The sequence below is a fragment of the Streptomyces sp. NBC_01429 genome (assembly GCF_036231945.1).
Taxonomy (GTDB): domain Bacteria; phylum Actinomycetota; class Actinomycetes; order Streptomycetales; family Streptomycetaceae; genus Streptomyces.
In genome coordinates, this window is record NZ_CP109599.1 from 5401349 (window position 1) to 5425414 (window position 24066).

Consider the following 24066-nt stretch of genomic DNA (forward strand, 5'->3'; position numbering starts at 1 on the left):
GGCGTCGGGGGCCGCACCGTTACGGAACAACCCGTTTCAATACACGCCTGTGACACCTCTAAACTGAGCCCCGTGACCGAGAACACTCAGCAGCAGCCAGCCAGCAACCCCGAACTGCCGACCCAGTACGTTCCGGCCGAGGTAGAGGGGAAGCTGTACGAGCGCTGGGTAGAGCGCGGTTACTTCGCGGCCGACGCGAAGAGCGACAAAGAGCCGTACACCGTCGTCATCCCGCCGCCGAACGTCACGGGCAGCCTGCACCTCGGGCACGCCTTCGAGCACACCCTGATCGACGCCCTGACCCGCCGCAAGCGCATGCAGGGGTACGAGACGCTGTGGCAGCCCGGCATGGACCACGCCGGCATCGCCACCCAGAACGTCGTCGAGCGGGAGCTGGCCAAGGAGGGCAAGTCCCGCCACGACCTGGGGCGCGAGGCGTTCGTCGAGCGCGTCTGGCAGTGGAAGGACGAGTCCGGCGGCCAGATCTCCGGGCAGATGCGGCGGCTCGGGGACGGCGTCGACTGGTCGCGCGAGCGCTTCACGATGGACGAGGGGCTGTCCAAGGCCGTCCAGACCATCTTCAAGAAGCTCTACGACGACGAGCTGATCTACCGCGCCGAGCGCATCATCAACTGGTGCCCGCGCTGTCTGACCGCGATCTCCGACATCGAGGTCGAGTACCAGGACGACGACGGCGAGCTGGTCTCGCTGAAGTACGGCGACGGCGAGGACTCCGTCGTCGTCGCGACCACCCGCGCCGAGACGATGCTCGGTGACACGGCCGTCGCCGTCCACCCCGACGACGAGCGGTACGCGCACCTCATCGGCAAGCAGATCAGGCTGCCGCTCACCGACCGTACGATCCCGGTCGTCGCGGACGAGCACGTCGACCCGGAGTTCGGCACCGGCGCGGTCAAGGTGACCCCCGCGCACGACCCGAACGACTTCGAGATCGGCCGCCGTCACGACCTGCCGAACATCACGGTCATGGACGAGCGCGCCGTGATCACCGTCCCCGGCCCCTTCGAGGGGCTCGACCGGATGGAGGCGCGCTCCGCCATCGTCGCCGCGCTGCGCGCCGAGGGCCGCATCGTCGCCGAGAAGCGCCCGTACACGCACTCCGTCGGGCACTGCTCGCGCTGCAAGACGACCATCGAGCCCCGGCTGTCGCTCCAGTGGTGGGTCAAGGTCGAGCCGCTGGCCAAGGCCGCCGGTGACGTCGTCCGCGACGGGCAGGTCAAGATCCACCCGGCGGAGATGGAGCCCCGCTACTTCGGCTGGGTCGACAACCTCCGCGACTGGTGCATCTCGCGCCAGCTGTGGTGGGGCCACCGCATCCCCGTCTGGTACGGGCCGAACGGCGAGGTCGTCTGCGTCGGCCCCGACGACGAGGCGCCGACCGGCGAGGGCTGGACGCAGGACACGGACGTCCTGGACACCTGGTTCTCGTCCGGGCTGTGGCCGTTCTCCACGCTGGGCTGGCCCGAACAGACCGAGAGCGTCGAGAAGTTCTATCCGAACTCGGTCCTCGTCACCGGCTACGACATCCTCTTCTTCTGGGTCGCCCGGATGATGATGTTCGGCCTGTACGCGATGGACGGCACCCCGCCGTTCCACACGATCGTGCTGCACGGCATGGTCCGCGACCAGTTCGGCAAGAAGATGTCGAAGTCCTTCGGAAACGCGGTCAATCCGCTGGACTGGATGGACACGTACGGCTCGGACGCGGTCCGCTTCACCCTGGCGCGCGGCGCCAACCCCGGTGTCGACGTGCCGATCGGCGAGGACTGGGTCCAGGGCTCCCGCAACTTCGCCAACAAGATCTGGAACGCCACGCGCTTCGCGATGATGAACGGCGCGACCGTCGAGGGCGAGCTGCCCGACGCGGCCGAGATGTCCGCGAGCGACCGGTGGATCCTCTCCCGGCTGAACTCCGTGGTCGCGGAGGTCGACGCGTACTACGAGGACTACCAGTTCGCGAAGCTCTCCGACACCCTCTTCCACTTCGCCTGGGACGAGGTCTTCGACTGGTACGTGGAGCTGTCCAAGACCTCGTTCTTCGCGGGCGGCGAGCCCGCGAAGGTCTCCGGACGGGTCCTCGGCGAGGTCCTCGACGTCACCCTGCGCCTCCTCCACCCGGTCATCCCGTTCGTCACCGAGACGCTCTGGACCACGCTCACCGGCCGGGAGTCGGTCGTCATCGCCGACTGGCCGGCGGACAGTGGCTTCCGGGACGCGGCGGCCGAGCGCGAGATCGGGAACCTCCAGCAGGTCATCACCGAGGTCCGCCGCTTCCGGTCCGACCAGGGCCTCCAGCCGGGGCAGAAGGTCCCGGCCCGGCTCGACCTGTCGGGCACCGCGCTCGCCGCGCACGAGGCGGCCATCCGCCAGGTGCTGCGGCTCCAGCCCGCCGAGGACGGCTTCCACGCGACGGCGACCCTGCCGGTCGCGGGCGCCACGGTGGAGCTGGACCTCTCCGGCACGATCGACGTCGAGGCGGAGCGCAAGCGGCTGACCAAGGACCTGGCCGCCGCCGAGAAGGAGAAGGCCCAGGCCCTCGCGAAGCTCGGCAACGAGGCGTTCCTCGCCAAGGCCCCGGACAACGTCGTCGACAAGATCCGCGGCCGGCTCTCCAAGGCGGAGGCCGACATCGAGCGCATCACCGCACAGGTGGCCGCCCTGCCCCAGGGCTGACGCCTCCCGTACCCGGCACGGCCCCCGACCACTGGTCGGGGGCCGTCCCCGGTTACGGACCGGGGCGCGCCGGGACCGCTGTCGGTGGCGCTCCGTAGACTGGGGGCGTGAGTGAGCACCGTCCTTCCGACCAGCCCGGCGAGCCCGACGATTTCGACGAGATCGTCGCCGCCGCGACCGACCGAGACCCCGACCTCGCGGTGATCGAGGCCGGCAGCCGCACCCTGCGCGCCCAGGCGGGCCCGTCCGCCGGTGACGACGTGCCGGGCCGCCCCGAGAACCCGGAGGTGGACAAGGCGCTGCGCGCCGTCGAGCAGCAGCTCGCGGAGCGCTGGGGCGAGACGAAGCTCGACCCTTCCCTCGTGCGGATCGCCGCGCTGATGGATGTGCTGGGGGAGCCCCAGCACGCCTATCCGTCGATCCACATCACGGGGACGAACGGCAAGACGTCCACCGCCCGCATGATCGAGGCGCTGCTCAGCGCGTTCGAGCTGCGCACCGGCCGCTACACCAGCCCGCACATCCAGTCGCTCACCGAGCGGATCAGTCTGGACGGCGCCCCGATCTCCGCCGAGCGGTTCATCGAGACGTACGCGGACATCAAGCCGTACGTGGAGATGGTCGACGCGGCGCAGGAGCACCGGCTCTCCTACTTCGAGGTACTGACCGGCATGGCGTACGCGGCGTTCGCCGACGCGCCGGTGGATGTCGCGGTGGTCGAGGTCGGCATGGGCGGCGGCTGGGACGCGACGAATGTCATCGACGCCTCGGTCGCCGTCATCACCCCGATCGACCTGGACCACACGGACCGGCTCGGCTCCACTCCGGGGGAGATCGCCGGGGAGAAGTCCGGGATCATCAAGCGGGGCTCGACGGTGATCCTGGCGCAGCAGCCGGTGGACGCCGCGCAGGTCCTGCTCAAGAGGGCCGTCGACGTGGACGCGACGGTGGCCCGCGCGGGCATGGAGTTCGGCGTGGTCGCGCGCGAGATCGCGGTCGGCGGCCAGCTGCTGACCCTGCGCGGCCTCGGCGGTGAGTACGAGCAGGTCTTCCTGCCGCTGTACGGCGCGCACCAGGCGCAGAACGCGGCGGTGGCGCTCGCCGCCGTGGAGGCGTTCTTCGGCATCGGCGCCGAGCAGGCCCGCCCGCTGGACATGGACACCGTCCGCAAGGCGTTCGCCGCGGTCTCCTCGCCCGGCCGTCTCGAAGTCGTCCGGCGCTCGCCGACGGTGGTGCTGGACGCCGCGCACAACCCGGCGGGCGCGCGGGCGGCGGCCGCCGCCGTCACCGAGTCCTTCGGCTTCAGCCGGCTGATCGGTGTGCTCGGCTCCCTGGGCAAGAAGGACGTGCGCGGGGTGCTCGAAGCGCTGGAGCCGATCTGTACGGAGCTGGTGGTCACGCAGAACTCCAGCCATCGCGCGATGGACGTGGACGAGCTGGCCGCCGTCGCCGTCGAGGTCTTCGGTGACGACCGCGTCCAGGTGGAGGCGCGTCTCGACGACGCGCTGGAGGCGGCGATCACGCTGGCCGAGGAGGAATCCGAGTTCGCCGGTGCGGGTGTGCTGGTGACCGGCTCGGTCATTACGGTCGGCGAGGCCCGGCTGCTGCTGAAGAGGGGCTGAATCCCATGCGAACGCTCTGCGCGTCCACCCTGATCGGTGAGTTCTTCGTGATCGGCTTCGCCGGTCTGGTCGCCATGAAGTCGGACGGCCTGTCGATGGGCACGGTGTGGACGGTCTGCGGCGTCGGAATGCTGCTCTCCGTACTGCTCTGCGGGATGATCACCCGCCCCGGTGGCGTACAGCTCGGCTGGGCGTTCCAGATCCTGCTGATCGCCGGCGGCTTCGTGGTTCCCGCGATGTTCGTGCTCGGCCTGATCTTCGCGGCGCTCTGGTGGGCGTCGGTCCATTACGGCCGCAGGATCGACGAGGCCAAGGCCCGCTGGGCGGCGCAGGCGGAGACCGGGGCGGGGGCGGCGTAGGCCGGGGTCCGGGGCGGGTCGGGCCCGGCGCGGGGGGCCCGGTAATCTCAGCCCACCGCACTCTTTTGGCTGCAAGGAGCCGCACACATGACCCAGCGCACTCTCGTCCTTCTCAAGCCGGACGCTGTCCGTCGCGGACTCGTGGGCGAGATCATCGGCCGTATCGAGCGCAAGGCGGGCTGGACCATCAGCGCGCTGGAGCTGCGCACGCTCGACCAGGACACGCTGGAGCAGCACTACGGCGAGCACAAGGGCAAGCCCTTCTACGAGCCGCTCGTCGAGTTCATGGCCTCGGGCCCCGTGGTCGCGCTCGTCGTGGACGGCGAGCGGGTCATCGAGGGCGTACGCGCGCTCTCCGGTCCGACTGACCCGATCGCCGCAGCCCCCGGGTCCATCCGGGGGGATTTCGGCACCATCGTCCGGGAGAACCTGATTCACGCCTCGGACTCCGAGGAGTCCGCCATTCGGGAACTTAAAATCTTCTTCCCCGGACTTTCCTGACCAACTGTCAGCCAAACGGAGCTGATGACCTGGGGCGACCGAAGGAATTCGGTCGCCTTTGGGCATATCTAGGCCACTTCCGGGAACGCATCGGTCCGACACATCGTCACCCTTATTGAGGTGGGCCAGCGCGCCGCCGCCCTTCCGGCGGCACTACGATGGAAACCTCCACGCCAAAGCACCCACCTCGCCATCCTGAAAAGCCATCAACGCTTGGGAAGGCCAGACGCATCCTCATGGGGAACAACATGTCGTTCATCGGCCGTGACATGGCTGTCGACCTCGGGACCGCCAACACGCTGGTGTACGTCAGGGGCCGGGGCATCGTGCTCAACGAGCCGTCCGTGGTCGCGATCAACACCAACACGGGCGGCATTCTCGCGGTCGGCTCCGAGGCGAAGAAGATGATCGGCCGGACGCCCGGCAATATCGTCGCCGTCCGACCGCTGAAGGACGGCGTGATCGCCGACTTCGAAATCACCGAGCGGATGCTGCGCTACTTCATCCTGAAGATCCACAAGCGCCGCTACCTCGCCCGCCCCCGCGTCGTCGTCTGCGTGCCCTCGGGCATCACCGGAGTCGAGCGCCGCGCCGTCATCGAGGCGTCCACCCAGGCCGGCGCGCGCCAGGTACACATCATCGAGGAGCCCATGGCCGCCGCCATCGGCTCCGGCCTCCCCGTCCACGAGGCGACCGGCAACATGGTCGTCGACATCGGCGGCGGCACCACCGAGGTCGCGGTGATCTCGCTCGGCGGCATCGTCACGGCGCAGTCCATCCGGGTGGCCGGCGACGAGCTGGACAACGCGATCATCCAGCACGTCAAGAAGGAGTACTCACTCCTCCTGGGCGAGCGGACCGCCGAGAGCATCAAGATCACCATCGGGTCCGCGTACGACCTGGACAAGGACGAGCACACCGAGATCCGCGGCCGTGACCTGGTCTCCGGTCTCCCGAAGACCGTCGTCATCTCCGCCGCCGAGGTCCGCAAGGCCATCGAGGAGCCGGTCAACGCGATCGTCGACGCGGTGAAGACCACGCTCGACAAGTGCCCGCCCGAGCTGTCCGGCGATGTGATGGACCGCGGGATCGTGCTCACCGGCGGCGGCGCCCTGCTGCGCGGTCTGGACGAGCGGCTGCGCCGGGAGACCGGGATGCCCATCCACATCGCCGAGGATCCGCTGGACTCCGTCGCCCTCGGATCCGGCAAGTGCGTCGAGGAGTTCGAGGCGCTCCAGCAGGTGCTGGACGCGCAGCCCCGCCGGTAGCCGAGGGCGGGGCGACTTCGGGTGCGGCGGATCGTTGGTACACAGGCAGAATCATTCCTACGAGGAAGGCACGGCCGCCGCACGTGAGGGACACACGAGAGAGCCGTCTGCTCTTGGTGCTGCTGATCGCCATCGCGTTCGCCCTGATCACCGTGGACATCCGCGGTGGTGAGGAATCCCCGGTCGACGGTGCGCGGCAGGCCGCCGCGACGGTCTTCGGACCGGTGGAGAACGGGGTCGCGTCCGCGGTCAACCCGGTCGGCAACGCCATAGGAGCCGTACGGGACTCCGGCGCGCGCCACGACCGCATCGCCGCTCTCCAGCGGGAGAACACCGCGCTGAAGCAGCGGCTCGGCAGCGACGACCGCAACCGCAGCCGGGTGCGCGAGCTGGACAAGATGCTCAAGGCGGCCGGCGCCGGCCAGTACGGCATCAAGGGCGCCCAGGTCATCGCCATAGGAGCGGCCCAGGGCTTCTCCTGGACGGTCACCCTCGACATGGGCCGCAACGACGGCGTCAAGCGCGACATGACCGTCATCAACGGCGAAGGACTCGTCGGCCGCGTCACCACCGTCGGCCCGAACACCGCGACCGTCCTGCTCGCCAACGACCCGGGCTTCACGGTCGGTACGCGGATGGAGGGCAACGACGAGCTGGGCTTCGCCACCGGACAGGGCGACCGGCCGCTCTCCGTGCAGCTCCTCAACGGCAAGGCCAAGATCAAGAAGGGCGACCGGCTGGTCACCTTCGGATCCAGCAAGGACAGACCCTTCGTGCCCGGCGTCCCGGTCGGCGAGGTCGTCCGGGTGGACCCGTCCGGCGGCGATCTGACCCGTACCCTCTCCGTACGGCCCTTCGTCGGCTTCACCAAGCTCGACATCGTCGGCGTCGTCGTGGAGGCGCCCCGGCAGGACCCGCGGGACACGGTGCTGCCCCCCAAGTCCAAGCCCACCCCCACGCCCACCGTCACCGTCACGGTCACCCCGTCCCCGAACGGCAACGCCGAGCTGAACCCCAACGGCGAGGCCGACCCCGAGGCCGTCGGAGCCGTCACCGGCGACACACCCGCACCCGCCGTCGCCGACGGCCGGACCAATGGCCGACCCGACGCGCAGGCACCCGGCGACGGTGATGGCCGGGCGGACGGCGACGGCCCGGCAGACGAGCAGGAATAGAGCTGATCCCCATGCGCTTCAACCGGATTCTGCTCTCGGTCACGCTGGTCGTGGTCGCCCTGGTGATCCAGGTGTCCGTCCTCGCCCGGCTCCAGCTCCCCGGCGCCGTGCCCGACCTGGTGCTCCTGGTCGTGCTCGCCCTGGCCTTCGTGTACGGGCATGTCAGCGGCGCGCTCATCGGCTTCGGCGCGGGGCTGCTGTCCGACCTCGCCCCGCCCGCCGACCACGCCGCGGGACGCTACGCCCTCGTGCTCTGTGTGATCGGCTACCTCGCCGGTCTCGTACGCCCCGAGAAGGGCCAGCTGCGCTCGGCGTTCGTCCCGATGGCCGCCGTCGTCGCTGCCGCCCTCGGCTCGACGCTGCTCTACGCGGGCGTGGGCGCCCTCGTCGGTGACACCGCGGCCCGCCATGTCGGCCTGGCCGGACTGCTGTTCACCGCCGCCGTCTACGATCTGCTGCTCGCGCCGTTCACCGTCCCGCTGGTGATGTGGCTGGCCAGACGCGCCGACAACGATCCGCTCGCCGAGTCCGGCAGCAGCGGCGGCAGCGATGTCGCCGCGGGCTGGATCACCAGCGGCACCGGTCTGCGGATCGGCGGCCAGCGCGGCGGACTGCGGCTCAAGGCGGCCCGTAACCGCGCCGCGCGCGCCGGCCGCATCAAGGGGGTCAAGCGCCTGTGAGCACACCGCGTGTGAGCGCACCGCATCCCTCGCCCGCCACCACCCTTCCGACGAGGGGCGCTTCGCAGCCATGAGCAATATCCCCGAGACCGGCCGGACCCCGCGCGTCCAGATCCGGCTCATCGCCATCCAGGTCCTCGTCTTCTCGCTGCTCCTCACGCTCGGCGGGCGCCTGTGGTACCTCCAGGTGCGCAACGGCCAGGAGTACACCGACGAGGCCAAGAACAACCACGTGCAGCAGGTCGTCCAGCCCGCAGTGCGCGGCTCCATCCTCGACAACCGGGGGATCCCGCTCGCCGACAACGAGACCCGTCTCGTGGTGTCCGCCAGCCGCACCGACCTCATGAAGATGAGGGACGACGGCAAGGCCGTACTGACCCGGCTCGCCGAGGTCCTCGGGATGAAGCCCGACGAGGTCGTCAACAAGGTCAGGCTCTGCGACTCGAAGACTCCCAAGCCCTGCTGGAACGGCTCGCCCTACCAGCCGATCCCCGTCACCGACGAGGCCACCACCCAGCAGGCCCTCCAGATCCGCGAGCGCGCCGAGGACTTCCCCGGCATCACCGCCGAGCCCACCGCCGTACGCCGCTACCCGGCGCCCGGACTGGCCAACACCTCGCAGGTCCTCGGGTATCTCTCGCCCGTCACCGACGACGAGATCGCCAAGGCCCAGGACACCGACTCGCCCTACCTGCGCTCCGACCAGGTCGGCCGCTCCGGCCTGGAGCGCACGTACGACAAGCAGCTGCGCGGCAAGGCCGGTGTCACCCGCTACGAGGTCGACAACCTCGGCCGTGTCATCGGCGAGGCCCAGAGCGACAAGGCCGAGCCCGGAGCCAATGTCGTCACCTCGATAGACGCCCGTGTGCAGGCCGTCGCCGAGTACGAGCTGAACGAGGCGATGAAGGCCGCCCGCAAGGAGCTGGACCGCAACACGGGCGTCAACTACAAGGCCGACTCCGGCGCCGTCGTCGTCATGGAGGCGAAGACCGGCCGGGTCGTCTCGATGGCCTCCCAGCCCACGTACGACCCCAACTCCTGGGTCGGCGGGATCTCCGCCAAGGACTACGCCAAGCTCACCGGCAAGAAGTCCAACTTCCCGCTGCTCAACCGGGCCATCCAGGGCCAGGCCGCCCCCGGCTCGATCTTCAAGGTCATCTCCTCGACCGCCGCCGTCAACGCCGGATACCCCTTCAACGGCAACTACCCCTGCCCCAGCTCGTACAGCGTGGGCAGCCAGGTATTCCAGAACTTCGAGTCCAAGGGGTACGGCTCCATCACCCTCGGCAAGGCCCTCGAAGTCTCCTGCGACACCGTCTTCTACGGTCTGGCGCACAAGGAGTGGCAGAAGGACGGCGGCACCAAGCCCAAGAAGTCGGCCAACAACTGGTTCTACAAGACCGCCCACCAGTTCGGCCTCGGCAAGGAGACCGGCATCGACCTCCCCAACGAGGTCAGCGGACGCGTCCCGGACCGCCAGTGGAAGCAGAACTTCTGGGAGGCCAACAAGAGCGGCTGGTGCAAGCAGGGCAAGAAGGGCGGCACCTACGTCGAACAGCTCGCCTACGAGGGCTGCCTCGAAGGCAACCTGATGCGCGCCGGTGACTCCGTCAACTACTCCATCGGCCAGGGCGACACCCTCGTCACCCCGATCCAGATGGCCACGATCTACTCCGCGATCTCCAACGGCGGCACCCTCTACAACCCCACCGTCGGCAAGGCCGTCGTCAGCGCCGACGGCAAGCGGGTCGAGGAGATCGCCCCGAAGTCCCACGGCAAGCTGCCCATGGACCGGGCGACGCGCGACGACATAGACAAGGCCCTCGCGGGAGTCGCGACCACCGGCTCGGCCGCCTGGCGGTTCGGTGGCTGGCCGCAGGACAAGATCCCGATGCACGCCAAGACGGGCACGGCCGAGGTCTACGGCAAGCAGACGACCTCGTGGTTCGCCTCGTACACCAAGGACTACACGATCGTGATGACGATCTCCCAGGGTGGTACCGGATCCGGCGCCTCAGGACCGGCCGTCCGCAAGATCTACGAGGCGATGTACGGACTGGACAAGGAGGGCAACCAGGACATGAAGAAGGCGCTCATGCCCACGCCCGCCAAGGCCCTGCCCAAGATCCAGCCCGACGGATCGATCGACGCCCCGCAGATCAAGCCGTTCGAGCCGGAGAAGGAACTCCCCGCCGGCGAGCCGGTACTCGCGGGCCCGCCCGCCGGCGTCGGCCGGAGGGACTGAGCGATGGCCGGCACAAGTGGCTTCTCGGTCTCCGGCTACGGCCCGGAGCGCGGCGCGTGGGCACGGCTCGCGGCCCGTGACTCGATGGTGCGCCGGCTCGACTGGCCGCTCCTCTTCTCGGCACTGGCGCTGTCGGTGCTCGGCTCGCTGCTGGTCTGGTCCGCCACCCGCAACCGCACGGCGCTGAACCAGGGCGACCCGTACTACTTCCTCTTCCGCCATCTGCTCAACACCGGCATCGGCATGGCGCTGATGATCGCCACGGTCTGGCTGGGCCACCGCACCCTGCGCGGCGCGGTGCCGGTGCTGTACGGATTCTCCGTGCTGCTCGTCCTGCTGGTCCTCACCCCGCTCGGGGCGACCATCAACGGCGCGCACTCGTGGATCGTGGTCGGCGGCGGCTTCACCATCCAGCCGTCCGAGTTCACGAAGATCACCATCATCCTGGTGATGGCGATGATGCTGGCCGCCCGGGTGGACGCAGGCGACCAGCTCCATCCCGACCACGGCACGGTCGCGAAATCGCTGGGCCTCGCGGTCATCCCGATGGCGATCGTCATGCTGATGCCGGACCTCGGCTCGGTGATGGTCATGGCCGTCATCGTGCTCGGGGTACTGCTCGCCTCCGGCGCCTCCAACCGCTGGATCCTCGGCCTGGTCGGCGCGGGTGTCGTCGGCGCGATCGCCGTCGCCGCGCTCGGCGTGCTCGACGAGTACCAGATCAACCGGTTCGCCGCCTTCGCCAACCCGAGCCTCGACCCGGCGGGCGTCGGCTACAACACCAACCAGGCACGGATCGCGATCGGCTCGGGTGGACTGACCGGCACCGGCCTCTTCCAGGGCTCGCAGACCACCGGACAGTTCGTGCCCGAGCAGCAGACCGACTTCGTCTTCACCGTCGCGGGCGAGGAACTGGGCTTCCTGGGCGCGGGACTGATCCTGGTGCTGCTCGGCGTGGTCCTGTGGCGCGCCTGCCGGATCGCCCGCGAGACCACCGAGCTGTACGGGACGATCGTGGCCGCCGGGATCATCGCCTGGTTCGCGTTCCAGTCGTTCGAGAACATCGGGATGACGCTCGGCATCATGCCGGTGGCCGGTCTGCCGCTGCCGTTCGTGTCGTACGGCGGAACATCGATGTTCGCCGTCTGGATAGCGATCGGGCTGCTCCAGTCGATCCGGGTGCAACGGCCCATAACGGCATGAAGCCGGTGGAAAGTGGCGGTTCCGCCGGTTAGGTTCGTCCCATGGGCGACACCGAACGCGAGATCGAGCGGACGTACGAAAGCCCCGGCCGCGACGCCGCCCTCCCCGACCTGACCGGGGCCGGCGGCGTCGCGGCCGTTCTGCCGCAGGGCGTCGTGGAACGCGACGCGGTCCACTACGACACCGCCGATCTGCGGCTGGCCGCCGCCTCCCTCACCCTGTGCAGGCGGCCCGGCGGCGGCGCTCCGGGCTGGCGGCTGGAACTCCCCGTCCCCGCGGCGGCCGGTGCCCGCGACGGGATCGGGATGCCGCTCAGCGACACCGTCCCGGCCGAGCTGGCCGCGCTGGTCCGCTCCCGCACCCGGGACGCCGAGCTGATCCCGGTCCTGCGGCTGCGCTCCTCCCGGGACACCACCCGGCTGTTCGACGCGAAGAACGCGCTGGCCGCCGAGGTGAGCGTGGACACCGTACGGGCCCGACGGCTCGGCGCGGGCGGCTCCACCGCCGAGTGGACCGAGGTCGGGGTGGCACGCGGCCCGGGCGCCGGGCCCGCGCTCCTGGACGCGGTCGAGAAGAGACTGCGCCGGGCCGGGCTGCGGCGCACCGCCCCGGCGCCGACGGCGGTCCGGGCGCTGGCGCGCACGCGTACGGCCACCGGGGAGCCGGTGGTGGGGGAGCCCGCGGCGGCCGTCGCGGTCAGTGCCGGGGACCATGTGCTCGCGTATCTGCGGGAGCAGGCCGACGCGGTCGTCGCCCACGACCCCGGCGTACGCCGCGGCCTGCCGGACTCCGTGCATCAGATGCGCGTCGCCACCCGCCGGCTGCGCTCCGCGTTCCGTACGTACCGCGCGTTCCTCGACCGGTCGGTCACCGATCCCGTCGCCGGGGAGCTGAAGTGGCTCGCGGCGGAGCTGGGCGTCGACCGCGACCACGAAGTCCTCTCCCGGCGGCTGCGCACCCGTATCGACGCGCTCCCCGCCGACCTGCTCCTCGGCCCGGTGCGCGCCCGGCTCCGGAGCTGGGAGAGCGTCCGGCGGGCCGGCGCGCGCGAGCGGACCCTCGCCGTACTGGACAGCGGGCGGTATCTCGCCCTGCTCGACGCCCTCCTGGCCGAACCCCCGCTGCGCCCCGCCGCAGGGGCGCCCGCCCGGCAGGCGCTGCCGGGACGCGTCCGCAAGGTGCACGCCCGGCTGGCCGGCCGCGTCGGCCGCGCGCTGGCGCTCCCGCCGGGCCGGGAGCGGGACCTCGCGCTGCACCACGCGCGCAAGGCGGCCAAGCGCGCCAGATACGCGGCCGAGGCGGCGCGGCCCGCCCTCGGCAGGCCCGCCGGGCGGTTCGCCGAGCGGATGAAGGCCGTACAGACCCTGCTCGGCGACCACCAGGACAGCGTGGTGGCCCGCGAGGCCCTGCGGGAGCTGGCGCTCCAGGCGCACGCGGCGGGCGAGTCCGCGTTCACCTGGGGACTGCTCCACGGCGAGGAGGCGGCGCGGGCCGAGCGGCTTGAGCGGGAGCTTCCGCGGCTCTGGTCGAAGGCGTCCGCCCGTAAACTCCGGGCGGCGCTGGACGGGTGACCACCGGGGTAGTCTGGATGGTCATCCCCGCCAGCCCACGAAAGTCGCGAGATGTCTGCTGCCGCATCGGTCTTCCCACAGCTCGAAGCCCTGCTCCCGCATGTGCAGAAGCCGATCCAATACGTCGGCGGTGAACTCAACTCCACGGTCAAGGAGTGGGACGACTGCGACGTCCACTGGGCGCTGATGTACCCCGACGCCTACGAGGTCGGACTGCCCAACCAGGGCGTCATGATCCTTTACGAGGTGCTCAACGAGCGCCCCGGCGTCCTCGCGGAGCGCACCTACAGCGTCTGGCCGGACCTCGAAGAGCTGATGCGGGAGCACAAGGTCCCCCAGTTCACCGTGGATTCGCACCGTCCGGTGGGCGCGTTCGACATCTTCGGGCTGAGCTTCTCCACCGAGCTGGGCTACACCAACATGCTCACGGCCCTGGACCTCGCGGGCATCCCGCTGACGGCCCGGGACCGTACCGTCGACCACCCCATCGTGCTCGCGGGCGGCCACGCCGCCTTCAACCCCGAGCCGATCGCTGAGTTCGTCGACTGCGTGGTCATCGGCGACGGTGAGCAGGCCGTCCTGGAGATCACCGAGATCGTCCGCGCCTGGAAGGCGGAGGGCCGCCCCGGCGGGCGCGAGGAGGTCCTCTTCCGGCTGGCGAAGACCGGCGGGGTGTACGTCCCCGGCTTCTACGACGTCGAGTACCTCGCTGACGGCCGGATCGCCCGCGTCGTACCCAACCGGAGCGGTGTCCCGTGGCGGGTGTCCAAGCACACCGTCATGGACCTGGACGAGTGGCCCTACCCGAAGCAGCCGCTCGTCCCGCTCGCCGAGACCGTCCACGAGCGGATGTCCGTGGAGATCTTCCGCGGCTGCACCCGGGGCTGCCGCTTCTGCCAGGCCGGCATGATCACCCGGCCGGTGCGCGAGCGCTCCATCACCGGGATCGGCGACATGGTCGAGAAGGGGCTGAAGGCGACCGGCTTCGAGGAGGTCGGGCTGCTCTCGCTGTCCTCCGCCGACCACAGCGAGATCGGTGACGTCGCCAAGGGTCTCGCCGACCGCTACGAGGCGGACAAGATCGGCCTCTCCCTCCCCTCCACCCGCGTGGACGCCTTCAACGTCGACCTCGCCAACGAGCTGACCAGGAACGGCCGCAGGTCCGGTCTGACCTTCGCCCCCGAGGGCGGCTCCGAGCGGCTGCGCAAGGTCATCAACAAGATGGTGTCGGAGGAGGACCTGATCCGTACGGTCTCCACGGCCTACGGCAACGGCTGGCGGCAGGTGAAGCTGTACTTCATGTGCGGTCTGCCCACCGAGACCGACGAGGACGTCCTCCAGATCGGCGACATGGCCGTGAAGGTGATCGCCGAGGGCCGCAAGGTCTCCGGCCAGAACGACATCCGCTGCACGGTCTCCATCGGCGGCTTCGTACCCAAGCCGCACACCCCCTTCCAATGGGCCCCGCAGCTCAGCGCCGAGGAGACCGACGCCCGGCTGACCAAGCTCCGCGACAAGATCCGCGGCGACAAGAAGTACGGCCGCTCGATCGGCTTCCGCTACCACGACGGCAAACCCGGCATCGTCGAAGGTCTCCTCTCCCGGGGCGACCGGCGGATCGGCGCCGTCATCCGCGCCGTCTACGAGGACGGCGGCCGCTTCGACGGCTGGCGCGAGCACTTCTCGTACGACCGCTGGATGGCCTGCGCCGCCAAGGAACTGCCGGCCGTCGGCCTGGACGTCGACTGGTACACGACGCGCGAGCGCACCTACGAGGAGGTCCTGCCCTGGGACCACCTGGACTCGGGCCTCGACAAGGACTGGCTCTGGGAGGACTGGCAGGACTCGCTCGACGAGACCGAGGTCGAGGACTGCCGCTGGACACCGTGCTTCGACTGCGGCGTGTGCCCGCAGATGGACACGTCTATTCAGATCGGCCCCACGGGCAAGAAGCTGCTGCCGCTCACCGTCGTCAAGTAGCGCCGGGCGCACAATGGTGCGATGCCTCGATTCATCGCTCCCGACGTCCGGGTCCACGCCTCATTCCTCGACGCGATGAAGGAGTTCACCGAGGAGGACGCCGGGGAACGCTCGCTGCTCCTCCACGAGATGGAGCAGTACGGCGCGACCTGGCATCTGCCCGAGGTCTTCGCGACGTACGTGGAGCGGCTGAACGCCGAGCCCCTGGAGGAGACGCCGCGCATCGAGGGGTGGGTGCCCAACACGACTCTCTGGTACGTGGAGGGCGACACCTTCCTCGGGCGGCTGGCGATCAGACACCGGCTCAACCCGTTCCTGCGGGAGCTGGGCGGCCACATCGGCTACGCCGTGCGGCCCACCGCGCGCCGGCGCGGGCACGCCACCGCGATGCTGATCGCGGCGCTGCCGGTGGCGCGGGGGATCGGGATCGACTCCGCGCTCGTCACCTGCGACACCACCAATGAGGCGTCGCGGAAGGTCATCGAGGCGGCCGGCGGGGTGCTGGAGGACGAACGGGGCGGGAAACTGCGGTTCTGGGTCGGGACGGGCGGGTAGGAGCCGGGAGCACGTCCGTACGAGCCTGTGGAACCGCCGGGCGGCCGTGCGCGTACTCTGGGTAGTACAACGATCGTCCCCGGCGCGGCACCCGCACCCGAGATCTCCCCGCCTCGCGCGGGGGTGAGCCGGGATCCGGGGGTAGCCCCCACGTCCAAGGGCGGCGCGTCACCGCGTACCGCTCGCACCGAGGAGAAGAACCACTGGGCAAGCGACAGCCCGAAGGCCCGCCGCCCGCACCGGCGGTGCAGCGCATCCGACTGCGTTACACCAAGCGTGGCCGCCTCCGGTTCACCAGTCACCGTGACTTCCAGCGCGCTTTCGAGCGGGCGCTGCGCCGCGCCGAGGTGCCCATGGCGTACTCGGCGGGGTTCACTCCGCATCCGAAGGTGTCGTACGCCAATGCCGCCCCCACCGGCACGGGCAGCGAGGCCGAGTTCCTGGAGATCGCCCTCGTGGAGGCGCGTGACCCGGACAAGCTGCGCGAGCTGCTCGACGAGTCGCTCCCCACGGGCCTCGACATCATCGACGCCGTCGAGGCCCGCACGTCGGGACTCGCCGACCGGCTGACCGCTTCCGTGTGGGAGCTGAGGCTGGAAGGCGTCACGGAGGCGGCGGCCGGACACGCCGTGTCCGCGTTCCTCGCCGCCGAGTCGGTGGAGGTGCAGCGCCGGGGCAAGAACGGTCTGCGCACCTTCGACGCGCGCGGCGCCGTGGCCGGCCTGGAGGTCGACCCGCAGCCGGCCCGTCCACAGCCTGATAGGCCCGGGGACGAGCCCTGTGCGATACTGCGGCTGGTGGTTCGGCACGTAACACCTGCCGTCCGACCCGACGACGTCCTGTCCGGTCTCCGAGCTGTGGCCGACCTGGCGCCGCCGGTCCCCGCAGCGGTGACCAGGCTGGCGCAGGGGCTCTTCGACGAGGAGAGCGGCACGGTGACCGACCCGCTCGCGCCCGACCGCGAGGCAGACCGGCCCGCCCCAACCGAGGCCGCCGGATCCGCCGCCGCGAAGGCGCCTGAAGGTGCAGGTTCCGCGTAGGAGCGGTCGTTGTAGCGCAGCCCCAGGACTCGGGAGCCACCGAGGTCGGGCGGCGCACTGACCAGAAGACTTTCGCCAGGCCGTGCGTACATCGCGTAGGGAACCGGCGACCCACAGACATACAGCTCCCGTGCGGCGCCCGCGCCCCGGACGGCGGCATTCGCGCACTGCGCGGGCCGCGGCCGGACCGGAATCAGGCGCGGCGCCCGGGAGCGTGACGGGAGAACCGCCCGCATGCTTGAGTCCACCGAACCCGGCACCCCCGGGAACACCCACACCAACGAAGAGAACAACTCACCCAGCGATACGCTGCCGCCGCGCCGCAGGCGCCGCGCGGCGTCCCGCCCGGCCGGTCCGCCGGCCGCCGCCGCCGAGGTCAGGGACCCCGGGAGCGTGACGGAGAAGGTCACACCGGCCGCGGAGACCGGCGCGTCGCAGGACCGGGCCGCCGCTGAGCCCGCTGCCGCCGAGGAGCCCGTGGCCGCGCCGCGTGCGCGTCGTCGCGCCACCCGTAAGACCGCCGCGCCCGAGCCGGCCGCCGCCGAAGCCGGGGCCGCTTCCGAGGCCCCCGCCGCCGCTGAGCCGGCTGCCGCCGAGGAGCCGGTGGCCGCGCCGCGTGCGCGTCGCCGCGCCACCCGTAAGACCGCGGCGCCCGAGCCGGTCGCCGCCGAGACCTCCGCTCCGGAGCCGGTGGCCGAGGCCCCCGCCGCCGCTGAGCCCGCTGCCGCCGAGGAGCCGGTCGCCGCGCCGCGTGCGCGTCGCCGTGCCACCCGTAAGGCCGCCGCGCCCGGGACCACCGTCTCCGAGGCCGCCGCCGAGATCATCGCCGAGCCGGTGCAGGCCGCCGAGGCGCCCGCCGCGCCCGCCGCCGAGGAGAGCCCGGCCGAGGAGAGCGCCACCGCGCCGCGTGCCCGTCGCCGCGCCACCCGCAGGGCCACCGCGCCCGCCGGTGCGCCGGAGGCCGTGGAGAGCGACAGGACAGCCGGTGGCGAGAGCCCGCCGGCCGATACCGTCACCCGGATCGCCGCGGACGAGGAGCAGGTCCAGGCCGCCGAGAAGGCCGCCACCCGGGGCCGTACGCGCCGCAGGGCCACCGCCCCGGCGGCCGCGCCCGCCGCCGCTTCCCCCGCCACGGCCGAGCAGGCCCCCGCCGCCGCGCCCGAGCCCGCCACGGAGAAGCGCGCGAAGGACACCGGCAGGGCCACCAGGAAGGAAGAGCGGACCGAGGCTCCCGAGCGCTCGCGCCGCCGTGCCGCACGCCCCGCCGTCGCCGTCTTCCAGGCCCCCGTCTTCACCGAGCCGATGTTCCAGACCCCGGAGACGGCCGCCGCCATGGCCGCCGCCGGTTACGGACAGGCCGACGAGGACGAGGACGAGACCGCCACCGAGGCGGTCACCGCCCCCGAGGCCGTGGCCGCGCCCGAGCAGGCCGCCGCGCCCGAGCCCTCGGGCCGGCGCAGCAGGCGCCGCCGTCGCGGCGAGGCCCCGGCGGAGCCCGCCGAGGCCGAGCGGACCGTCGCCCAGCCGCCGCGCGAGAGCGCGGACCGACCCGACGCCACGGACACCACCGACGTCACCGAGGCCGCCACCGAGGTGGAGCGGCCCGCCGAGGGCGACGACTCCGACGAGTACGAGGACCGTCCCTCGCGCCGCCGTCGCCGGGGCGGCCGTCGCCGTCGCCGGGGCGAGTCGGCGGAGGACACCGACCGCGACGACCAGCGCGACGACTCCGCCGACCGGCACGAGGAGTCCGCCGAGCGTTCCGACGACGGCGACGCCGAGCGGGACGACCACCGCGAGGACCACAGCGACGACCAGCGCGACCACGCGTCGGCCGACGAGGACGACCACGACGACGCCGAGGCCGGCTCCGGTGGCGGCTCCTCCAGCAGCCGCCGCCGTCGGCGCAGGCGCCGTCGCAGCGGCGACAGCGGCACCGACGCCGAGGCCGGCTCCGGTTCCGGCTCGAACGGGGACGACCCGGAGCGTACGGTCGTCAAGGTCCGCGAGCCGCGTGAGCGGCGCGCCAAGGAATCCACCGAGCGCGAGCCGGGCACCGGCGTTGACGAGGTGCAGTCCATCAAGGGCTCGACCCGTCTCGAAGCCAAGAAGCAGCGCCGCCGCGAAGGCCGCGAGCAGGGCCGCCGCCGGGTGCCGATCATCACCGAGGCGGAGTTCCTGGCCCGCCGCGAGGCCGTCGAGCGGGTGATGGTCGTCCGCCAGAGCGGCGAGCGCACCCAGATCGGCGTCCTCGAGGACAACGTGCTCGTCGAGCACTACGTCAACAAGGAGCAGGCCACCAGCTACGTCGGCAACGTCTACCTGGGCAAGGTGCAGAACGTACTGCCTTCCATGGAGGCCGCCTTCGTCGACATCGGCAAGGGACGCAACGCCGTCCTGTACGCCGGTGAGGTCAACTTCGAGGCGCTCGGCATGGCCAACGGCCCGCGCCGCATCGAGACCGCGCTCAAGTCCGGCCAGTCGGTGCTCGTCCAGGTGACGAAGGACCCGATCGGTCACAAGGGAGCCCGGCTGACCAGCCAGGTCTCGCTGCCCGGCCGCTACCTCGTGTACGTGCCCGAGGGCTCGATGACCGGCATCAGCCGCAAGCTGCCCGACACCGAGCGGGCCCGGCTGAAGACCATCCTCAAAAAGATCGTCCCCGAGGACGCGGGCGTCATCGTCCGTACGGCCGCCGAGGGCGCCAGCGAGGACGAGCTGCGCCGCGATGTCGAGCGGCTCCAGGCGCAGTGGGAGGACATCAAGAAGAAGGCGAAGAGCGGCAACGCGCCGACCCTTCTCTACGGTGAGCCCGACATGACCGTCCGGGTCGTCCGCGACATCTTCAACGAGGACTTCTCGAAGGTCATCGTCAGCGGTGACGACGCGTGGCAGACCATCAGCGGCTATGTCGCGCATGTCGCGCCGGACCTCTCCGACCGGCTGTCGCGCTGGACCAGCGAGGTCGACGTCTTCGCGACGTACCGCATCGACGAGCAGCTGATGAAGGCGCTGGACCGCAAGGTCTGGCTGCCGAGCGGCGGTTCGCTGGTCATCGACAAGACCGAGGCCATGATCGTGGTCGACGTCAACACCGGGAAGTTCACCGGTCAGGGCGGCAACCTCGAAGAGACGGTCACCAGGAACAACCTGGAGGCGGCCGAGGAGATCGTCCGTCAGCTGCGCCTGCGCGACCTGGGCGGCATCGTCGTCATCGACTTCATCGACATGGTGCTGGAGTCCAACCGGGATCTGGTGCTGCGACGGCTGCTGGAGTGCCTGGGCCGGGACCGTACGAAGCACCAGGTCGCCGAGGTGACCTCGCTGGGGCTCGTCCAGATGACCCGTAAGCGGGTCGGCCAGGGTCTGCTGGAGTCGTTCTCCGAGACCTGCGTCCACTGCAACGGCCGCGGCGTGATCGTCCACATGGAGCAGCCCACGGCTGCCGGTGGCGGCAACGGCAAGCGCGCCAAGAAGCGCGGTCGCGGCGGCGCTTCGGGTACGGAGCACGAGCACGACCACGAGACGGCGGGCACGGAGACCGAGTCCGAGGCCGAGGTCGCGGCGGAGGTGGCCGCCCCGGTCGCGCTCGCCGAGCCGGAGTTCGTCCCCGACGAGGAGCTGTACAGCAGCGTCGCTGAGGCGGAGGCCGCCGTACGGGGCCGGTCGCGGCGCCGGGCGTCGCGCAAGGCGTCGGCCCCCGCCGGGTCGCCGCGCGGCACCGGGACCGCCGAGGCCGGGCAGGCCGAGGCGGCGCCGGTGGAGCCGCTGGTGGCCGAGACCGTGACCGAGGCGCCGGCCGATGCCGCGCAGGCCGAGGTGTCCGCTCCGGCGGCCGCCCAGGCCGTCGAGCCCGAGGTGCCCGAGGCGGCCCCCAAGGGCCGTACGCGGCGCCGTGCCACCCGTAAGGCGTCGGCCCCGGCCGGTTCGCCGAAGGCCGTGGACACGGCGGACGCCGAGGTGGTCCTGCCCACGACGCCCGCCGAGAGCGAGCCGGTGTCCGTGACCGAGGCGGCCGTGGCCGCGCCGGTCGCGGCCGAGGCGCCCGCCGTCGAGGAGGCGCCGGTCGCCGCCCCGCCGCGTGCGCGCCGCCGGGCGACCCGTAAGGCCACCGCCCCCGCCGGTTCGCCGTCGGGCGCCGAGGACGCGGCGGTCGTCGTGGTCGAGCCGGCTGAGCCGGCCGCCGCGCCGGTGGAGCCCGTGCGGGCCGACGAGCCGGCCGCGGACACCGCCGCCGTAGCGGACGGTTCCGCCGCCGAGGAGGAGTCCGCTCCGGCCAGGAAGGCGGTCCGCAAGACGGCCAAGACGGCCAAGACGGCGAAGAAGGCGCCCGCCAAGAAGGCCCCCGCGAAGAAGGCGGTGGCCAAGAAGACGGTCGCCAAGAAGACCACGGCGAAGAAGACGACGGCCAAGAAGACCACGGCCAAGTCGACGACGAAGAAGACCGCGGCGGCCGAGCAGCAGTCGCCGCGCGGAGTGTCGGCGCCGGCCGAGGACTGAGTCCCGGCAGGCCCGCCGATGAGCGGACGGTGCCCCGTACCGGAGTGACGGAACTCCGGTGCGGGGCACCGCGCTGTCCCGGTCCGCCGGACCCGGTTTGACCCCCCGGAGAGCGGTCCGTATTGTTGAGCGTCGGCGTGTTTGTATGCGCGCCTACCCCTGAGCACCTACCTTCCCGGCGCCTTTCGGCGCGGTTGGAAGAGGCCGCTCGTCCTTTCCGGATCGTCACGGCCCCCGGGCCGTGTGAGCGGCTGGCATCAGGGGTTTCCGTTCCGAGCGAGAGTGAGATCCGCGTGTACGCCATCGTGCGCAGCGGTGGCCGCCAGCACAAGGTTGCTGTCGGCGACATCGTTGAGGTTGACAAGATTCCCACCGCCAAGGTTGGCGACACGGTCGAGCTCTCGACCCTGCTCGTGGTCGACGGCGACGCCGTCACCAGCGACCCGTGGGTGCTGGACGGCATCAAGGTCACGGCCGAGATCGTGGACCACCACAAGGGCGCGAAGATCGACATCCTTCGCTACAAGAACAAGACGGGCTACCGCCGTCGCCAGGGCCACCGCCAGCAGTACACGGCGATCAAGGTCACCGGCATCCCCGCGGCTGCGAAGTAAGGGACTGAGGAGACATGGCACACAAGAAGGGCGCATCGTCCACTCGGAACGGGCGCGATTCCAATGCTCAGCGGCTCGGCGTGAAGCGCTTCGGCGGTCAGGTCGTCAACGCCGGTGAGATCCTGGTCCGCCAGCGCGGCACGCACTTCCACCCCGGTTCCGGCGTCGGCCGTGGCGGCGACGACACGCTGTTCGCGCTGAACCCCGGCGCGGTGGAGTTCGGCACCAGCCGTGGCCGCAAGGTCGTGAACATCGTTCCGGTCGCCTGAGCCATTCCGGCATAGGCACGCTGTAGAACGGTTTTCTTCGCGAGGGCGGACCTCACTTCCCGGAGACGGGAAGCGGGTCCGCCCTTCGCGTGTTCTCACGTAAGACATTTCCGTATGTACTGGAGGCAATCCCCATGACCACCTTCGTGGACCGCGTCGAGCTGCATGTCGCCGCGGGTAACGGAGGCCACGGCTGCGCCTCCGTACACCGTGAGAAGTTCAAGCCGCTCGGCGGCCCCGACGGCGGCAACGGTGGCCGGGGCGGGGATGTCATCCTCGTCGTCGACCAGTCCGTGACCACGCTGCTCGACTACCACCACTCGCCGCACCGCAAGGCCACCAACGGCAAGCCGGGCGAGGGCGGCAACCGCTCGGGCAAGGACGGCCAGGACCTGGTCCTGCCGGTGCCCGACGGCACCGTCGTCCTCGACAAGCGCGGCAACGTCCTCGCCGACCTGGTCGGGGAGGGCACCACCTACGTCGCCGCCGACGGCGGCCGGGGCGGTCTGGGCAACGCGGCACTGGCCTCGGCCCGCCGCAAGGCGCCCGGCTTCGCGCTGCTCGGCGAGCCCGGCCGGGGCGGGGACGTCGTCCTGGAGCTGAAGACGGTCGCCGACGTGGCGCTCGTCGGCTACCCGAGCGCCGGGAAGTCGTCGCTGATCTCCGTCCTCTCGGCGGCCAAGCCCAAGATCGCGGACTACCCGTTCACCACCCTCGTGCCCAACCTGGGTGTGGTCACCGCCGGTTCGACCGTCTACACCATCGCGGACGTCCCCGGTCTCATCCCGGGCGCCAGCCAGGGCCGCGGCCTGGGCCTGGAGTTCCTGCGCCACGTCGAACGCTGCTCCGTCCTCGTGCACGTCCTGGACACGGCCACGCTGGAGTCCGACCGGGACCCGCTCACCGACCTCGATGTGATCGAGGAGGAGCTGACGCAGTACGGCGGGCTCGACAACCGGCCGCGCGTCGTCGTCCTCAACAAGATCGACATCCCGGACGGCAAGGATCTCGCCGAGATGATCCGGCCCGACCTGGAGCAGCGCGGTTACCAGGTGCTCGAAGTGTCCGCCGTGGCCCACATGGGGCTCAAGGAGATGTCCTTCGCGCTCGCCGAGATCGTCGCCAAGTCCCGTGCCGACAAGCCGAAGGAGGAGGCGACCCGCATCGTCATCCGCCCGAAGGCCGTCGACGACGCCGGCTTCTCCGTCGCGCTGGAGGAGGACGGCATCTACCGCGTACGGGGCGAGAAGCCCGAACGCTGGGTCCGGCAGACCGACTTCAGCAACGACGAGGCGGTCGGCTATCTCGCGGACCGGCTGAGCCGGCTCGGGGTCGAGGACCGGCTGATGAAGGCCGGCGCGCGCGCCGGCGACGGCGTGGCCATCGGTCCCGAGGAGGACGCGGTCGTCTTCGACTGGGAGCCGACGATGATGGCGGGCGCCGAGATGCTCGGCCGCCGCGGCGAGGACCACCGGCTGGAGGAGCCCCGTCCCGCGGCGCAGCGCCGCCGGGACCGGGACGCCGAGCGCGACGAGTCGCAGCAGGAGTACGACGCGTTCCGGCCCTTCTGATCCGTCGCTCCTCCGGGGCCGCGGCTTGCGGAACCGAGGCTTCCGAGGTCGGCCGCGGGCGGTCATGGCACGTGCCGTGACCGCCCGTTGTCGCACCGGGTGACCGTGCGGCCCCACCGCGTCACCTCTCATGTGCGACCCCCCGTGCTCGTAAGTGAAACTTATGTGGTGTCCTTCACGGGCGACCCCGCTCCACGTCCCACGGGTGCACTCGTCGTC

General features: G+C 71.1%; 17 protein-coding genes. All 17 read left to right on the forward strand.

The window, feature by feature from the left end:
• The first annotated feature begins 72 nt into the window (after nt 1-72).
• The 17 genes from OG627_RS23735 to obgE all read left to right on the forward strand — a co-directional run bounded on the left by OG627_RS23735 (nt 73) and on the right by obgE (nt 23847).
• Nucleotides 73-2694, forward strand: a complete 2622-nt coding sequence (locus tag OG627_RS23735; protein WP_329068256.1) for a valine--tRNA ligase — start codon at nt 73-75, stop codon at nt 2692-2694.
• Between the two features lie 107 nt (nt 2695-2801).
• Nucleotides 2802-4316, forward strand: a complete 1515-nt coding sequence (folC, locus tag OG627_RS23740) for a bifunctional tetrahydrofolate synthase/dihydrofolate synthase (RefSeq protein WP_329068259.1) — start codon at nt 2802-2804, stop codon at nt 4314-4316.
• Between the two features lie 5 nt (nt 4317-4321).
• On the forward strand, nt 4322-4675 hold the full coding sequence (locus OG627_RS23745) for a DUF4233 domain-containing protein (RefSeq protein ID WP_329068260.1): 354 nt from the start codon (nt 4322-4324) through the stop codon (nt 4673-4675).
• A gap of 87 nt (nt 4676-4762) precedes the next feature.
• Nucleotides 4763-5176, forward strand: a complete 414-nt coding sequence (ndk, locus tag OG627_RS23750; RefSeq protein WP_329068261.1) for a nucleoside-diphosphate kinase — start codon at nt 4763-4765, stop codon at nt 5174-5176.
• A gap of 248 nt (nt 5177-5424) precedes the next feature.
• Nucleotides 5425-6444, forward strand: coding sequence for a rod shape-determining protein (locus tag OG627_RS23755; protein ID WP_114621988.1), 1020 nt, complete (start codon nt 5425-5427; stop codon nt 6442-6444).
• Nucleotides 6445-6527: 83 nt separating this feature from the next.
• The gene (gene mreC, locus OG627_RS23760) at nt 6528-7619 is read left to right on the forward strand and encodes a rod shape-determining protein MreC (RefSeq protein WP_329068263.1); all 1092 of its coding nucleotides are present in this window, start codon (nt 6528-6530) and stop codon (nt 7617-7619) included.
• Nucleotides 7620-7630: 11 nt separating this feature from the next.
• Entirely contained in the window at nt 7631-8299 is a 669-nt protein-coding gene (gene mreD / locus OG627_RS23765; RefSeq protein WP_329068265.1) for a rod shape-determining protein MreD, read from the forward strand.
• Between the two features lie 70 nt (nt 8300-8369).
• Nucleotides 8370-10544, forward strand: coding sequence for a penicillin-binding protein 2 (gene mrdA, locus OG627_RS23770; RefSeq protein ID WP_329068267.1), 2175 nt, complete (start codon nt 8370-8372; stop codon nt 10542-10544).
• A gap of 3 nt (nt 10545-10547) precedes the next feature.
• Nucleotides 10548-11747, forward strand: a complete 1200-nt coding sequence (gene rodA / locus OG627_RS23775) for a rod shape-determining protein RodA (RefSeq protein WP_329068269.1) — start codon at nt 10548-10550, stop codon at nt 11745-11747.
• 41 nt (nt 11748-11788) lie between these two features.
• Nucleotides 11789-13318 carry a CYTH and CHAD domain-containing protein gene (locus OG627_RS23780; protein WP_329068271.1) on the forward strand — a complete coding sequence of 510 codons (1530 nt, stop codon included), beginning with the start codon at nt 11789-11791 and terminating at the stop codon, nt 13316-13318.
• A gap of 51 nt (nt 13319-13369) precedes the next feature.
• Nucleotides 13370-15298, forward strand: a complete 1929-nt coding sequence (locus OG627_RS23785; protein ID WP_329068273.1) for a TIGR03960 family B12-binding radical SAM protein — start codon at nt 13370-13372, stop codon at nt 15296-15298.
• Between the two features lie 21 nt (nt 15299-15319).
• Complete coding sequence (locus OG627_RS23790) at nt 15320-15853, forward strand: GNAT family N-acetyltransferase (protein WP_329068275.1); 534 nt, start codon at nt 15320-15322, stop codon at nt 15851-15853.
• A gap of 245 nt (nt 15854-16098) precedes the next feature.
• Nucleotides 16099-16893, forward strand: coding sequence for a TIGR03936 family radical SAM-associated protein (locus OG627_RS23795; RefSeq protein ID WP_329068276.1), 795 nt, complete (start codon nt 16099-16101; stop codon nt 16891-16893).
• A gap of 234 nt (nt 16894-17127) precedes the next feature.
• Nucleotides 17128-21393 carry a ribonuclease E/G gene (locus OG627_RS23800; protein ID WP_329068280.1) on the forward strand — a complete coding sequence of 1422 codons (4266 nt, stop codon included), beginning with the start codon at nt 17128-17130 and terminating at the stop codon, nt 21391-21393.
• A gap of 293 nt (nt 21394-21686) precedes the next feature.
• Nucleotides 21687-22007 (forward strand): 50S ribosomal protein L21, encoded by a 321-nt coding sequence (rplU, locus tag OG627_RS23805; protein WP_097869286.1) that lies wholly within the window; start codon nt 21687-21689, stop codon nt 22005-22007.
• 14 nt (nt 22008-22021) lie between these two features.
• Entirely contained in the window at nt 22022-22276 is a 255-nt protein-coding gene (rpmA, locus tag OG627_RS23810; RefSeq protein WP_114621967.1) for a 50S ribosomal protein L27, read from the forward strand.
• 134 nt (nt 22277-22410) lie between these two features.
• Nucleotides 22411-23847 (forward strand): GTPase ObgE, encoded by a 1437-nt coding sequence (gene obgE / locus OG627_RS23815; protein ID WP_329068283.1) that lies wholly within the window; start codon nt 22411-22413, stop codon nt 23845-23847.
• Nucleotides 23848-24066: the final 219 nt, after the last annotated feature.

Coding starts and splice junctions, on each gene's coding strand:
- OG627_RS23745 (WP_329068260.1), top strand. CDS start 4,322: ATGCGAACGCTCTGCGCGTCCACCCTGATCGGTGAGTTCTTCGTGATC.
- ndk (WP_329068261.1), top strand. CDS start 4,763: ATGACCCAGCGCACTCTCGTCCTTCTCAAGCCGGACGCTGTCCGTCGC.
- OG627_RS23755 (WP_114621988.1), top strand. CDS start 5,425: ATGTCGTTCATCGGCCGTGACATGGCTGTCGACCTCGGGACCGCCAAC.
- mreD (WP_329068265.1), top strand. CDS start 7,631: ATGCGCTTCAACCGGATTCTGCTCTCGGTCACGCTGGTCGTGGTCGCC.
- mrdA (WP_329068267.1), top strand. CDS start 8,370: ATGAGCAATATCCCCGAGACCGGCCGGACCCCGCGCGTCCAGATCCGG.
- rodA (WP_329068269.1), top strand. CDS start 10,548: ATGGCCGGCACAAGTGGCTTCTCGGTCTCCGGCTACGGCCCGGAGCGC.
- OG627_RS23780 (WP_329068271.1), top strand. CDS start 11,789: ATGGGCGACACCGAACGCGAGATCGAGCGGACGTACGAAAGCCCCGGC.
- OG627_RS23785 (WP_329068273.1), top strand. CDS start 13,370: ATGTCTGCTGCCGCATCGGTCTTCCCACAGCTCGAAGCCCTGCTCCCG.
- OG627_RS23790 (WP_329068275.1), top strand. CDS start 15,320: ATGCCTCGATTCATCGCTCCCGACGTCCGGGTCCACGCCTCATTCCTC.
- OG627_RS23800 (WP_329068280.1), top strand. CDS start 17,128: ATGCTTGAGTCCACCGAACCCGGCACCCCCGGGAACACCCACACCAAC.
- rpmA (WP_114621967.1), top strand. CDS start 22,022: ATGGCACACAAGAAGGGCGCATCGTCCACTCGGAACGGGCGCGATTCC.
- obgE (WP_329068283.1), top strand. CDS start 22,411: ATGACCACCTTCGTGGACCGCGTCGAGCTGCATGTCGCCGCGGGTAAC.